Raw genomic sequence first — 14348 nt, 5'->3', positions numbered from 1 at the left:
CAGCAGTGGTGGGACAAGGGCGACGACACCAGTAACAACAAAGGTTTCGTCGCCGGCATGCGTGAACTCGCCGGCCAGGTCCCCGAATTCGTCGATCCGAATACCGCGGCACCCCCCACCAACGGTGGAACAGGCGGTGGCGGCGGAACCGGAAACAACAACGGCGGCAACGGCAACAACGGCGGCAACGGCAACAACAGCGGCGGAGACAACAACAGCGGCAAATCCAACGCAAACGGAAACTCTCCCCAGCCCAGCAGCGACGGCGCCAACCCTCCCACCAGCGGCCTTCCCCCTTCATCATCCAAAAGCGGCTTGGACTCCACGGGTAACCAACCGACGCCGACCGGGTCGACCGGTCCGACCAACTCGACCAGCCCGCTCGGCAGTTCGGGGCCGTTGTCCAAGCTCGCGGACATGCTGGCTCAGCTGAATTCAGGCCCCATGTTCAGTGGTTCCCCCAGCCCGTTCGGCGCGTCCGGCCCGTGGGGCGCGTCCGGCCCATGGGGCGCGGCGGGTCCGTCCGGGTCGATCACTCCGGCGGGCCTCGGCGGCGGATCGGCCGGCGGCGGAGCGGGGATCGCCAGTCCGGTTGACGACAAACTGTTCCCTCGCGCCGGCGCTCCCGGGACCGGTACCCCCACCGACACCGGCCGCGCCGGACTCCCCGCCACCGCAACCCAAACCAACGCCGCCTATCCGATGGGGATGGGCGGCTACCCGCTGGGCGGAGGTATGGGCGGCGGCATGGGCGGACAAGGTCAGCAACAACAGCAGGAGCGCAAACGTGCCGCCTACCTGGACGGTCCCGAGCACCTCGAGGAAGCCGTCGGCGACGATCCACTGTCGGTCCGGCCCATCATCGATCGTTGAGACAGGTGCCCGACCATGCGCTTTCACATCGTGAACTTCCCCAATACCGAGACCACCCGGCACTATCAGCCGTGCGCGTATACGCAGAAGAATCGGCGCTTCGCCTCGATGATGACCGAGCTCGGTCACGAGGTATTCCTATACGGCGGCGAGCAGAACGACGCGGCGTGCGCGGAATTCGTCCCGATCGTCACCAGAGCCGAGCAATCCGAGTGGTTCGGCGGTGCCGATCTCTATAAGGACCCAATCAATCTCACATGGAGTCCCCATGATGTGCATTGGCAGATCTCCAACGAGCGCGCGGTCACCGAGATCGCCCAGCGGAAGGGCAAGCGCGACTTCATCGGAATTCTCGGTGGCACTTGCCAAAAGCCCATCGCGGATACCTTCCCCGAGCTGATGACCGTCGAATTCGGCATCGGCTACAGCGGGGTGTTCGCCAACTACCGGGTGTTCGAGAGCTACGCGTGGATGCATGCTGTCTACGGCTCGTATGCGAGTGTTCCCGGCGTCATGAGCGCCCGCGGCCAGTTCTACGACGCCGTGATCCCGAACTACTATGACGTGGCGGATTTCCCGTTCTCCGAGCACAAGGACGGCTACTTCCTGTTCATCGGCAGGATGGTCGAGGCCAAAGGCATTCAGATCGCGATCGACACCTGCACGCGACTCGGCGTGAATCTGATCGTCGCCGGCGCGGGGGAAGTCCCCGAGGCCGACTGCGTCGAATACGTCGGTGTAGTCGACTCGACGCGCCGCGGCGAGTTGATGAGCCGGGCCCGTGCGGTTTTCGTGCCGACGCTCTATCTCGAACCTTTCGGTGGCGTCCACGCCGAGGCGATGCTGTGCGGGACCCCGGTGATCACCACCGATTGGGGTGTGTTCACCGAAACCGTGCAGCACGGCGTGCAGGGTTTTCGCTGCCGGACGCTGCGCGAGTTCTGCGATGCCGCTGACGCCGTCCACAAACTCGACTATCGCGGAATCCGTGACTACGCGATCTCGAAATTTTCCACCGACGTCGTCGCCCCACAGTACGAGGCGTACTTCGAACGCCTACTCACGCTGTGGGGCGATGGCTGGTACGCGACATAGGAGGTCAGTGTGACGGGACACTGGCGCGGGCGCACACGAGGCCTACCGTGCTGACGGAATCGGGGCGCCGGAACCTGGTCGTACTGAGGGCGGGCGACGAATCACTGCACGAGCAGTGGCTGGCCGGGCCGCATCCACGTACCTGGGATCTGGTGGTGAGCTATTTCGGTGACGACCCGGACCGCTACCGGGTGGCGGACGTGGCCAGGATCGACCGTAAAGGCCCGAAATGGCCTGCCCTGCATCATGTCCTGACGACCGATTTGGCTGCGGTGCTCGATCGATACGATTACGTCTGGCTCCCCGACGACGACCTGGCCGCCGACACCTCCAGCATCAACGAGCTGTTCCACTGCGCGGCGCAGCACCGGCTCGCACTGACCCAACCCGCGCTCACCGAGGACAGCTACTACTCCCACGAGATCACGCTCGTCGATCGACGATTCAACCTCCGGCACACGAACTTCGTCGAAATCATGGCACCCTGTTTCAGCCGGGAATTCCTGCGCCGTTGCCTGCCGACCTTCGACGCCACCCAGACCGGCTGGGGTCTGGACTTCCACTGGCCGCGATTCATCACCGACTCCACATCGATCGCCATCGTCGACGCCGTAACGGTCCGGCACACCCGACCGGTGGGCGGGCCGAATTACGCCGCGGCCCGGGCGGGTGGGATCGACACGTGGGCGGAGTATTGCGAATACCTGGTCACGCACGAAATCAGCGACTTGACGCCACGCGTGCATCGCGGCGTCGGAGCACCCAACCGGCCCGCGGAGACCCTCGAACCCACCGCGATCTGCGTGACCATCGACCGGTGGCGCCCCGAGCTGGCCGACTGGTTCGACTTCCACTCCGCGCAAGCGGAATTGACCATCATCTATACGGATGACCCCGATGTCCGGGCCGCGCTGTGCGCAGTGCGCGGTGAGCGGCCCGTCATCCTTCGCGACCACGCGACACCCAACGATGACATGGTTGCTCGCGAGGTAGCCAACATCGCCGACGCCGCCGCAACGGCCGAGGCGGCGGGTATGCAATGGCTGCTGCCACTCGGCCCAGACGAGGTCTTCTATGACGACGGTCGCCGCCGCTGGCAGATTCCCGGCGCCGGGCAGGTGACATTCATCGGACACGAAGCCGTCCCTTCCCCCGTGCCGGTGACCGATCCCATCCACGAGTGCACCGTGTTCCGGATCAGCGGTCGATCCCCCTTTCTCGACACCCCGGCCAACCGCAGCGCGGTCCGTCTCGGCCCCGCTGTCGCGCCGGTGGACGAGTACGGTTTCACCGGATTCGACGGCGTGCACGGCACCGTGACTGCGCCGATGATCCTGCACTACCCGTATCCGAGTTTCGAGAGCTGGCTGGCCCGAGCCGAAGAAGTCGCCGAGGTCGGAGGCAGCAAGGCGCGGCACTTCGCCCATCACTCCAGAGACCTGCTCCAGGTGGCCCTCGCCCACGGCGAGCTCTCAGGCGCACGTGCCTGCTTCCAAGCCGGAATCCCGTCCGCCGGCATGGTCGACCGGATGCTCCTGAACGGCGAACTCATGCGCGCCGAGCCGCTACGACTGATGCGCGACCCCCCGGCGCGAGAGCGGCTGCCGTCAGTCGGTGAGGTCGAGGGCAGCGCGCACGAGGTGTCGATGCCGTTGTAGCGGTAGACGTCGTCGAGCGATCCGAATCGGCCGAATATATTGCTGACCCCCATGCGATACGGCGCACCGGGTTGCGCGTGGCCAGGGAGACCAGGGTCGAGGCGGCAACCCGCGGCGCGGTCGCGGCGACAGGCGGCCCGCTCGTCGACGGCTGGCGCGAGCGGTCCGACGCCGAATGTGACGCTGCCGGAACGCGCCGTCCTGAGCGCGGCCGGCCACGGCGATCCTCCGGGATGAAAGGGATCGGGTCGGTCGGCAGAGTAGTCCGCGCGGCCGCCGTTGACCTTGGAATCCGCCGATCACCGCAGGCAGCGGACCCGCACGCGTTTGCGTGCGTATGTCGGTGCGCAAAGGGTAGGCCGCATATGCACCTACTTCGACGAATGGAGGCGTCATGAGAGACGTCGACGACACCGTTCACGCAAACCCCGGCCGTCGCCTTCGAATTCCCCGTAGCCGAGGAGCCCTCGGCGGGCTCGCGGTGCTACTGCTGGGCTTGTGGGGTGCGCTGATCCCGTTCATCGGACCCTATTTCGGCTTCGCGTTCACTCCGGACGACCCGTGGGTGTGGACGGCGGCGCGCGGGTGGCTCCAGGTGTTGCCCGGCGTCGCCGCGATCATCGGCGGATTGCTCATGCTGGCCAGCCGCAACCGGCTCGTGGCGAGCTTCGGGGCGTGGCTGGCAGCGGCGGCGGGCTTGTGGTTCGTGATCGGGCCGATACTGGCGGACACCCTGAAAATCGGGGATGTGGGCGAACCCGTCGCCACGTCCGATCTGAAACGGGCCCTGCTACAACTGGCCTACTTCTATGGTCTCGGAGCGCTGATCCTGTTCTTCGCCGCGACCTCACTCGGCCGATTGTCCGTGCGCAGCGCACGCGATATCGCCTTCGCGCGACGCGAGGTCGATACCAGAGCCGCCGCCGAGGCCGACAGTCGGCGTCGCGTAGCCGACGCGCCGGGCCCTGTGGAACCCGCCTCCCGTGCCGATGCCACACCGGGGCCGCGACCGAACAAACCCGGGTTGTATCGCACCTGACCTCACCTCCGACGCTGCGAGAACGGTGGCCGCCGTGCATCGCTCAATGAGGTCGCCCGCCGTGCGGATGTCGGGCCGGGCACTCTGTATCGCCATTTCCCGGATCGGCAATCGCTGCAGCTCGCGGTGTTGCAGGACCGCATCGAAGCTCTCTGCAGATGCGGCGAGGAATTGCTGTCCGCACCGGACGCGCACGCGGCGCTCGGAGAATGGTTGCGGGCACTGCTATTCCACGCTCGCAACGACCGGGGACTCGGTGCGGCCGCACTCACCGGGCCCATCGGTTCGAACTTCGAGTGCCGGGAAGCCATCAGGCGAACAGCGGAGAAGCTGTTGACGCGCGCACAAGGAGCAGGCACCGTGCGAACCGATACGTCCGCGGACGATCTCATCCAACTGGTGGCCGGGATCGGCCTCGCCGCCACGGACAGCCGCGATGCCGGCCAGCCCGATCGGCTACTCGGAATCGCCGTCGACGGACTCATCACCCATTGAGCCCGCCTAGTGTATGTGCCCGTCTGCGTGGACTAGTACGGGATCGTCAACTGCTCCGCGGCGGAGAGAGGTCGAACAGAGTCGGATCGTGGAGCTGCCGTGCCGCTGCGGCGCGCTGTTCGGCCCGCTCACGAACCGCGCAGGTCGGCCCGATGCCCTGGACCACCGATTGCGGTGACAGCAGCCAACCGTGACAGCGGTGGCAGTGCGCGACGAGTCGCACGGTGGGCTGATCACCGGTCTCGGCCACGGTGTCCTTCCAGAAGTCCGAACGAACTGGGTGTCCGTGCGGGGAAGGGCACCGCTACTTCGAGCCAGGGCAGACCCATTTCCAGCCACACCCGCACGGTAACCCGCCGGGACGCAAGCCATTAGTGAGCCACACCGAACAAGACCGGGGGCAGCCGCATAGGGAGCCTCCCACCGGGCACCTGAGACTCGATCCTGGCCGGGATCAAGCCCTGACACCAGTCTTGAGTAGGCAACTCCTTTCGCTAGTTCGACCCCACACCGAACGGCCCCAGCCGTCCTCGCGTCGGCGGCGACATCAGATCATCGAAGCCATGACCCATGGATAGTATTTAATATTGCAGCTGTCTAGCTCTAGCGCACTATTTAATATAATATATAATGGCGGAGCGCAGCATGGACCTCGGGAAAGGAGCGTCATGGGTGGCGAACACCTGAACAAGACAGCGCGGCGAGTGATCGCGGGGCTGGATGCCGATGGCAAGTCGACGGTCGTCGCGGACGAGAACACCGCCACCCGGGTGGCCCTTCCGGCGTTCACGGTCAACGACGTCTGGCGGGTCGATTCCCTGCCCGGCCGGTACCAGGACGAGGACACGTTGAAATCGGATGTGGAACTCGATCCGCCGGCCAACGGCCTGGTGGTCCGGCTCGCCACCTTCCCCCCGGACAGCGAGATCGATCCCGCGGTGTACGCGGAGTCGATCGGAAACCTGCACGGCGAAGACGCCAACGCCGACAGTGAGGGCATCGTCGGCCTGCACGCGACGGAGACCATCGATATCGCCACGATCCTCGACGGTGAGATATACGCGCTCTACGAAACCGGCGAAACCCTGCTGCGCGCCGGCGACACCGTGATCAACCGCGGCATCAAACATGCCTGGAGCAACCGCACCGACAAACCCGTGACGATGGTCGCGGTCATGCTGCCGGCAAAGGACTGAGGAGTTTCATGTTGTCATTCGACGGACGCGTCGCCATCGTCACCGGCTCGGGACGTGGCCTCGGCGCCTCGCACGCCAAGTTCCTGGCATCCCGGGGTGCGGCGGTGGTGATCAACGATCTGGGCGGTTCCGCTCAGGGCACCGGGGCCAGTTCTGGTCCGGCGGAGGAGGTGGTAGCCGACATCGTTGCCGCCGGGGGACGCGCGGTGGCGAACTTCGACTCGGTCACCGAGAACCCGGAAGGCATCGTGCAGACCGCGATCGACGCGTTCGGACGCCTCGACATCCTGGTCAACAACGCCGGCATCAACCAGGCGCACGCCTTCGGCCGCGATATCCTGCCATCGATCCGGCAGCACATGGAGGTGCATTTCTTCGGTACCGCCGGGGTCACCGCCGCCGCCTGGCCGCACCTGATCGAGAGCGGATCCGGGCGCGTCGTGAGCACCACCTCCCCCACCCTGATCGGCTTCCCGCAGCAGACACCCTACGTCGCCGCCAAGGGCGCGATCTTCGCCTTCACCCGGACTCTGGCCCTCGAGGGGCAGGAGGTGGGCATCAAGGTCAACGCGATCGCTCCGACCGCGGCGACCCGGATGTCCGACGAGGCGGATCTGCCCGACGAGTTCAAGCAGTTCATGCGCGACAACTTGCCGACCTCGCTGGTCAGCCCCGTAGTGGCGTATCTGGCGCACGAGAACTGCGCGATCAACGGCGAGGTGCTCCAGGCCCAGGGCGGCGAAGTGCAGCGGCTGGTACTCGGTTTCAACGAGGGCTTCACGAGCAAGGACCTCACCCCGGAGTTGGTGCAGCAGCACATCGACCAAATCCTCCATCCCGCAACCCATGTTCCGTTCAAGACGATCGACGAGCAGGATCTCAGCGCGGTGGGCAAGTAGGACAGCTGTCGCGTCAGGGCAGCTGATGTCGCGACGAAAAGCGCGTCGGCCGGTACTCGCGGCCGCCGCGCTTTCACCTGGCCCACTCGACTTCCGGCCGTCGAAGTCAGCCCACGCTCAGCGGTGGCGACGGCGGGAACACGACGGGGAGCTCGGTCAGCGCCCGATGGAACGGGCCGGGGCGCCAGCTCAGTTCGTCGGCCGGCACCGCGAGCCGTATCTCGGGCAGGGAATCGAGCAGTTGATCGACCGCGTCCTGCGCGACCAGATAGGCCACGGATCGGGCCGGGCAGGCATGGAGCCCGACACTCCACGACAGATGGGAACTGTTGTCGACGTATTCGCCGACTACGACCGAGGGATCGTTGTTGCACGCGGCCATGCTGATGACGACCGGCTGGTGCGCCGGCAGCCAGACGCCGTCGATGAGCATCGGCTGCCGGGGAAAGGTCGTGCACATATTGGCGAGCGGCGGGTCGGTGAACAGCACCTCGTCCAGTGCAGCGCGGGTGGTCATGCTGCCGCCGAGCAGCCCGCCCGCGAACCGGTCTTCGGTGAGCAGCATGCGCACCGTGTTGACGATCAGATTGTGCAGCGGTTCGATCCCCGCACCGTAGAAGCTGAACAACTGCGCGATCATCTCGTCCTGGTCCAGCTGCACCGAATGCCGCAGCAGCCGCGAGGTGATGTCGTTGCCCGGCTCCTCACGCCGCAGCGCGATCAGGTCTGCCAGCGCCGCGATGAGCAGCGCCTCGGCCTTGTGGGTCTCGGCACCGTCGAATATCGCGGAGAAGGCGTCGGCAGCACGGCGGCCGATATCGGCGGGGCAGCCGAGTAGCGAATTGACCACCTGGAAAGTGAGCGGATAGGCGTACTCGGTGATGATCTCCGCGGTCCCGGTCGTGCAGAACGCATTGATCAGCGGAACCGCGATCTGCTCCACCGTATGGTGCAGCGCGAACATTTCTACCTCGCGCAACGCGGCCACGGTGGGGGTGCGGTAGCGGGCGTGTTCGGCTCCGGCGTTGCGAAAGGCGTTGGGCCGCCATCCCATCAGCGGAAGTACCGGGCAGCCGGCCGGTATCCGCGGCTGCCAATGACGGGGATCGGCCGGGAAGTGTTCGGGGTCGTTGAGAATCCGCCGTGCGACCTGGTAGTCGATCACCAGGGTGGCGGGTACGCCCGGCGCGAGGTCGATCGGCACGAGCGCGCCGAACCGCTCACGCATCTCGCGGTAGATCCGATGCGGGTCGGCGGCGAACTCTTCGGTGTACAGGGGGATTCGAGGGCAGCTGCCGTCGACCGGCGAACCGTAGTGGGCCGGACCGGGGGGCTGCGATGAGGTGGTCATGAACGTACTCCGGACTGTCGAGCAACCGATGCGGACCGCCGGTCGAGTACGACGGCGGCGGCCGGTCGGGATGGTATCCGGAGACGCACGATGCCCGTGGGAAGTTAAATATATCCCGCACTTAATCTTATCCGTTGTCGATGCGCAGCGTGGGTGACCCACAGGTAGCCGTAATCGCCCCCGCGGCCCACTCCCCGCTGGGCATCGTTTTTATTGTGGCGCAGTGAGGACCGTGTCCGGTCCGTCGGAGAACACGAGTCCGGTGTCGGTTACCGGGACGCCGGACGGAGCCAGACTTCCGTCCGCGGCGACGGTGTACGAGTGGACCTGGGTGGTGCCGTGCACAGTCAGCGCGTCGATGAGGAACACCTTCCGATTCAACCGCCACCGAGCCGCCGAAATCCGGCCGAGTATGCCCGGCAGCGGCTCTCCGCCGCCGGCGGTAAGCTGTCGAGCCCGTGGCGGCACTCCACATCGCATAGCTGTTACACCCTTCGGCCGTCTCCGCCCTCACCCCGGGGCGATGTAGCCGCTGCCTCCTGCCGCCGCCCCGGCTGTGTTTCACTGATCGGCGCTGACCGCGAAGACCGGAAACCTGCCGTGCCAGGGACGCGGCTGGAACTGCACGCGTACCGGTCGGCGCGGAAGCGAGGGGACTCTTCCTTCGATGGACGTGTAGACCCATGGACCTTCATCGAGTTCGACGATGGCGATCGTCAGCGGGACCAGCCCACCCCGTCTATCCGTCGGAGCGCGATCTATCGCGCGCCAAGACACGATCGAACCCACGCCCGACGACGGCATCCACTCGAGATCATCGGATCCGCAGGCTGAACATCCAGCGGTCATCGGCGCGAGCCGCATGTCACAGTCCGCGCAACGGCAAATCATCAACGCGCCACCTACACGATGCGCATCGCGGGCGCTGATGCCGTTCGATGTGTGCCTCGGATTGTGCGCGTGCATACAGGCCTCCGCGGGATGGTGCCGGCTGGTTCCGCTCCAGCGTCTCCGGATCAGGGCATTGCGGCGACGGTCGATCGACCGGGGGCATACCTGTTTCCGACCCGCGCCCAGAGCAGTCGGGCCGCGATGCAGTGTCCGACGGCGCTGCGATCCACCACGTGCGCCGTACGCCGCACAGCAGCTCACGTATATAATACATAATGTTTTGAAGGTGCGATACCGAAGAGTCGACTGGTGATCGCGTCGTGGACGGTCGCCGGGTAGCTCGCTCCCAAGACTCGGCCTGCCATGCGACGCGAGCTTCTGTGGTTCGACGATCCCTCCCGCGCCGATCACGTTGCCCACCTGGCGAAATAGTGTGTCCCTGAAAGGAATTCGATGCGACGCTCCGCGTTCTTCGACACCGACTCCGACGACCGGATCCTGTCCCCTCTGCCCACGGCCGGCAGTGGCTGGAACGGCGGTCAGATGCGGGGGGTGGCGGTCAGCGCCGTACTTGCTCGCGGGGTCGAGCGCCGCCTGGCCGACCTCGGTCCAGACCGGCTTCGGCCCGCCCGCTGGACTGTGGACCTCTTCCACCCCGTCGCCATGCGCCCCTGTTCGGTCGAGACCGAGATCGTGCGGGCGGGCAAGCGGCTGCGTCTGGTGGACGCGCGCCTCCTCCAGGATGGGCAGCCCGTAGCCGCGGCCAGGGCGCTGTTCCTCGCAGCGGGCTCGGATCCAGCCGGTGACTGCTGGTCGGCGGGCAAGGCACTCCCGCCACCGCCTGCCTCATGGCGACGGAGCGAAGACCGTGCCCGCGTCTATTACAGCGACGACGCCGGCTGGGATGCCGATCCCGCCCAGCACCACAACAGGAGCCGGAACCGCTTGTGGCACGGGCCTATCGACATTGTCACCGGGGAGGAACCGTCACCGTTCCAGTTCGCCTGCGGCGTCGCCGATGTCTCCAACCTCGTCGCCAACCTCGGTACCCATGGGCTCGAGTACATCAACGCCGACGTCACCGTGGCGTTCAGCCGCCTCCCCATCGGCGGCGAAATGGGAATCTCCGCGACGGATCGACAGGAGTACGACGGCATCTCGGTTGGCACTGCCGTGCTCTACGACCGGCTCGGCGCCTTCGGCTCGTCGACCGTCACGGCCATCACCGCGCCCGCCCCCGCCGACCTGCGGGTGGCGAGCACCGCGAGCCCCTAGGGCAGGCCACTGCTGCTGCTCGAGGCACGGAGTTATCCTCGGGAAGGACGACCCCACCGCCGGATCGTCCGCGAGTTCGTCCCGAATCGAGGCCGACGATGGGCGATATCCCGCCGACCCAGCGCAGCCCCTCCTCGGGCATCGTCGCGGAGTTGAGCGCCGAAGGCTTCGACGATGCCGAGGAGATCGGCCGCGGGGGCTTCGGCGTGGTGTATCGCTGCACGCAACCCGACTTGGATCGGGTGGTCGCGGTGAAGATCCTCACCGCGGAACTCGACCCGGACGGACTCCAGCGTTTCGTCCGCGAGCAGCAAGCCATGGGCCGCTTGTCCGGGCACCCCCACATCGTGGCGGTGTTCCAGGTCGGCACCACGCGCGGCGGACACCCCTACCTGGTGATGCCTTACCACGCACACGGCTCGCTCGAGCAGCGCATCCGGGACGACGGACCGCTCGGGTGGGCTGCGGTCCTGCGGCTGGGAGTGAAGATCTCGGGCGCGCTGGAAACCGCGCATCGCGCCGGGATCCTCCATCGCGACGTGAAACCGGGCAACATCTTGCTGACCGAATACGGGGAGCCGGAATTGACGGATTTCGGCATCGCGCGAATACCGGGAGGCTTCCGCACGACCAGCGGAATCATCACTGCCTCGCCGGCGTTCACCGCGCCGGAGGTACTGCGCGGCTCGCCGCCGACGCCGGTCTCGGACGTGTACAGCCTGGGAGCCACTCTGTTCTGCTCCCTCACCGGGCACGTGGCCTACGAACGTCGTGTCGGCGAGCAGGTGATGGCGCAATTCTTCCGGGTCTCCGAGCAGCCCGTCCCGGATCTCGGGGAACGGGACGTGCCGGAAGAGGTGCGTGCGGCCATCGAACACGCGATGGCCACGGAGCCTGCGGACCGGCCCGCGGGCGCCGCGAGCCTCGGCCAGGAACTGCGCCGGGTCCAGGAACGTACCGGCGGTCCGGTCGATTCCTTGGTTCTGCCGCCCACACACCGGTCGTCGGTCGCACCCGCTGAGGTGTCGTCCAGTCGACGGGAAAGAGACGCTGTCCCACCGACTCCCGCGACGAAGTACCGTCCGCCCGGCCTCCCACGGACGCCTCTCCCCAGGAAATGGCTGCTGGATCAGCTTCGGTCGAACGAACACACCCGGCTCACCTGGATCCACGCACCGAGCGGATTCGGCAAGACGACGCTGGCCGCGCAGTGGCGCGACGAGCTGCTACGTAAGGGCGCGGCGGTAGCCTGGCTCACCGTCGACGAGGACGACAACAATGTCGCCTGGTTCCTCGCACACGTGGTGGAAGCGCTCCGCTCGGCCTACCCGCGGCTCGCCGATGAACTCGCCGATGTTCTCGACGCGCATCCCGACCCCACCCGCGCGATGCTGACCGCGCTCGTCGACGCACTGCATACCCGGCAGGATCGGCTCACCCTGGTGCTCGACGACTGGCAACGGGTGAACGCCCCGGCATCGGTCGCCGCGGTCCGATTCCTTCTCGAACACGGCTGCCATCATCTGCCGATCATGGTGACGAGCACGTCCAGGTCCGGATTGCCGTTGAGCAGACTGCGCATGCACGGCGATCTGGTGGAGATCGACGCGACGGCGTTGCGATTCGATAGCGACGAAGTGCGCGAGTTTCTCGCGGAAGCGGGTGGATTGCGGCTGAACCGGGCCGATATCGACACCCTCGCGCGCGTCACCGACGGCTGGATCGCCGCGCTTCAGCTGGCCGTACTGTCGCTGCGCGCAGGCGAGGATCCCGCGCGTCTGCTCGAACGGCTCGCCGAGCACCCCGACATCGGCGAGTTCCTGGCCGAGAACGTGCTCGGCGCGCTCGACCCCAGCACCCTCGAATTCCTCATGCTCACCTCGCTCTGTGAGCGCGTCTGCGGCGACCTCGCCGCCACGCTCACCGGAAACGATCACGCCCAGGAACTGCTCGAGGACATCGAAGACCGAGGCATGTTCCTGCAGCGGGCCGACCCGGAGCGGCGATGGTTCCGCTATCACCAGCTGTTCGCCGGGTACTTGCGGCGACGGTTGGTCTCCGAGCGTCCGGACGAGATCCCCGCCCTGCGGCTTCGAGCGTCGACTTGGTTCGCAGAGCAGCACCTGCTCAACGAGGCGGTCGATCAGGCGCTCGCGGCCGGGGACGAGGACCGAGCCGCCGACCTCGTCGAGCGAGATGGCCAATACCTGCTGGAGCGATCGCGGATATCGCTGCTGCAAGGCATTCTCGCCAAGCTGCCCGTGCGGGCCAGCCGCACGCGACCCCGGCTCCAGCTGCTCGCGACCTGGGTGAACCTCGTCCTGCGCCGACCGAGGCCAACCGCGGCGGCCCTGGCCCGATTCGATGCCGCCCTCGACGAGGCGGCCCCGCCCGAGAGTGAACGCGCGCAGATGCGGACCGAGGCCGACGTCCTGACGAGCGTCGGCGAGATGTTCGCCGACCGGGTTGCCGACCTGGACCGGCTGATCGGCGACGCGCTGGCGCGGCCGGAGGCCTTCTCGCCGTTCGTGGCGGGAGCGGCGGGCAATATCGCCACCTACGCCGCGATCCAGCGCTTCGATTTCGACGCCGCCCGCCGCTGGCAGCAGTGGGCCACCCCGTATCACGAGGCGACCGGTCCGTTTCCCAGGGTCTACGGCTGCTGCTTCGGCGGAATGGCAGCCAGGGAACAGCTCGACCTCCCGGCCGCCGAGGAGATGTTCCGAACAGCGCTCGACACCGCCCGCGCCACCATGGGGAACACTTCGCACGCGGCCCGTCTCGCAAGCGCCCTGCTCGGCGACTTACGTTACGAGACAGGTGATCTCGAGGAAGCCGCCGAGCTGCTCGAAGAGAGCAGGGGGCTGGCGACCGAAGGCGGAGGCGGTGTCGACTTCATGATGGCCACCTACGCGACGGGCGCGCGAGTCCGGGCGCTGCTGGGTGACCAAGACACCGCGCGGGGACTGTTGGACGAGGGCATGGCGCACGCCGAACGCCTGGCACTGCCGCGCCTGGCCGCACGGGTGCGCAATGAGCGGGTCCGACTGGGGTTCGAGCTCGAGCACGGCGAACCGGAGGCGATCCTGCGCCGACGCGCGCCCCAGCGCAGGGACGGGATAGCGACTTTCATCGATGAATGCGACGAAGACTCCGCCATCCGGCTGCTGCTCGCCGACCCGAACGCCGAACGCCGTAGCGAGGCGGTCGAGCGAGCGCGCACCCTCACCTCCGGCATCGACGCGGTGAGCAGACCGCTCGCCGCACTGCGCGCCGGTTTCCTGCTCGGCGTAGCGCTGCGGCTCACCGGCCGGCCCGAGGAAGCGGAGCAGACGCTCGCACCGCTGGCACGGCATTCCGCCCGACTGGGCCTGTCCCGCCTACCCGTCGATTCGGCGGCCGGAACAGCGCCCCGGCCCACCGGCTGAACAGGGCGCCGGCGGTCGTAGTGGCCGGCTATCGCCTCCGCGAGCCGCCACGGCCGAGTTCAGAGGGGCGATGTAGACGCGCACCGTGTCCAAGTTCTTGCACACTCCCGCCTCGGGACTCCCTTTAGTGTCGAGAGCACTCGTTATT

General features: G+C 66.9%; 12 protein-coding genes and 2 pseudogenes. 10 read left to right on the top strand and 4 right to left on the bottom strand.

Annotated elements, in window-relative coordinates:
* From AB0L97_RS32335 to AB0L97_RS32310, 6 genes and pseudogenes are all read left to right on the top strand, one after another.
* Positions 1–873, top strand: a pseudogene (locus AB0L97_RS32335) (hypothetical protein); the annotation flags it as partial.
* 15 nt (positions 874–888) lie between these two features.
* A complete protein-coding gene (locus AB0L97_RS32330) occupies positions 889–1968 on the top strand; it encodes a glycosyltransferase (RefSeq protein ID WP_364437089.1) in 1080 nt (359 codons plus the stop codon).
* Between the two features lie 47 nt (positions 1969–2015).
* The gene (locus tag AB0L97_RS32325) at positions 2016–3626 is read left to right on the top strand and encodes a DUF707 domain-containing protein (protein WP_364437086.1); all 1611 of its coding nucleotides are present in this window, start codon (positions 2016–2018) and stop codon (positions 3624–3626) included.
* Between the two features lie 394 nt (positions 3627–4020).
* Positions 4021–4665 carry a hypothetical protein gene (locus AB0L97_RS32320; protein WP_364437083.1) on the top strand — a complete coding sequence of 215 codons (645 nt, stop codon included), beginning with the start codon at positions 4021–4023 and terminating at the stop codon, positions 4663–4665.
* 33 nt (positions 4666–4698) lie between these two features.
* A pseudogene (locus AB0L97_RS32315) lies at positions 4699–4779 on the top strand (helix-turn-helix domain-containing protein); the annotation flags it as partial.
* Positions 4780–4791: 12 nt separating this feature from the next.
* Positions 4792–5160 carry a hypothetical protein gene (locus AB0L97_RS32310; RefSeq protein WP_364437080.1) on the top strand — a complete coding sequence of 123 codons (369 nt, stop codon included), beginning with the start codon at positions 4792–4794 and terminating at the stop codon, positions 5158–5160.
* Positions 5161–5206: 46 nt separating this feature from the next.
* Here the strand turns inward: AB0L97_RS32310 and AB0L97_RS32305 are convergent, their stop codons facing one another.
* Positions 5207–5383, bottom strand: a complete 177-nt coding sequence (locus AB0L97_RS32305) for a DUF6011 domain-containing protein (RefSeq protein ID WP_364437099.1) — start codon at positions 5381–5383, stop codon at positions 5207–5209.
* 445 nt (positions 5384–5828) lie between these two features.
* On the opposite strand from AB0L97_RS32305, the gene AB0L97_RS32300 reads away from it, so the two are divergent.
* Both AB0L97_RS32300 and AB0L97_RS32295 read left to right on the top strand, forming a co-directional pair.
* The gene (locus tag AB0L97_RS32300; protein WP_364437077.1) at positions 5829–6356 is read left to right on the top strand and encodes a cupin domain-containing protein; all 528 of its coding nucleotides are present in this window, start codon (positions 5829–5831) and stop codon (positions 6354–6356) included.
* 8 nt (positions 6357–6364) lie between these two features.
* Entirely contained in the window at positions 6365–7255 is an 891-nt protein-coding gene (locus AB0L97_RS32295) for an SDR family NAD(P)-dependent oxidoreductase (protein WP_364437074.1), read from the top strand.
* Between the two features lie 106 nt (positions 7256–7361).
* Here the strand turns inward: AB0L97_RS32295 and AB0L97_RS32290 are convergent, their stop codons facing one another.
* The 3 genes from AB0L97_RS32290 to AB0L97_RS32280 all read right to left on the bottom strand — a co-directional run bounded on the left by AB0L97_RS32290 (position 7362) and on the right by AB0L97_RS32280 (position 9410).
* Positions 7362–8606, bottom strand: coding sequence for a cytochrome P450 (locus tag AB0L97_RS32290; protein ID WP_364437071.1), 1245 nt, complete (start codon positions 8604–8606; stop codon positions 7362–7364).
* A gap of 210 nt (positions 8607–8816) precedes the next feature.
* The gene (locus AB0L97_RS32285) at positions 8817–8975 is read right to left on the bottom strand and encodes a hypothetical protein (RefSeq protein WP_364437068.1); all 159 of its coding nucleotides are present in this window, start codon (positions 8973–8975) and stop codon (positions 8817–8819) included.
* Between the two features lie 192 nt (positions 8976–9167).
* Positions 9168–9410 (bottom strand): OB-fold domain-containing protein, encoded by a 243-nt coding sequence (locus AB0L97_RS32280; protein WP_364437065.1) that lies wholly within the window; start codon positions 9408–9410, stop codon positions 9168–9170.
* Between the two features lie 540 nt (positions 9411–9950).
* Here AB0L97_RS32280 and AB0L97_RS32275 point away from each other — a divergent pair.
* Complete coding sequence (locus AB0L97_RS32275; protein ID WP_067809693.1) at positions 9951–10772, top strand: acyl-CoA thioesterase domain-containing protein; 822 nt, start codon at positions 9951–9953, stop codon at positions 10770–10772.
* 98 nt (positions 10773–10870) lie between these two features.
* Positions 10871–14200 (top strand): protein kinase, encoded by a 3330-nt coding sequence (locus AB0L97_RS32270; protein WP_364437061.1) that lies wholly within the window; start codon positions 10871–10873, stop codon positions 14198–14200.
* Positions 14201–14348 lie beyond the last annotated feature (148 nt).

The sequence above is a fragment of the Nocardia sp. NPDC051911 genome (genome assembly GCF_040681035.1).
In the GTDB taxonomy this organism is placed as follows: Bacteria; Actinomycetota; Actinomycetes; order Mycobacteriales; family Mycobacteriaceae; genus Nocardia; species Nocardia sichangensis.
Note: the sequence above shows the minus strand (reverse complement) of the source record. Positions and strands in the feature narration are given on the sequence as shown.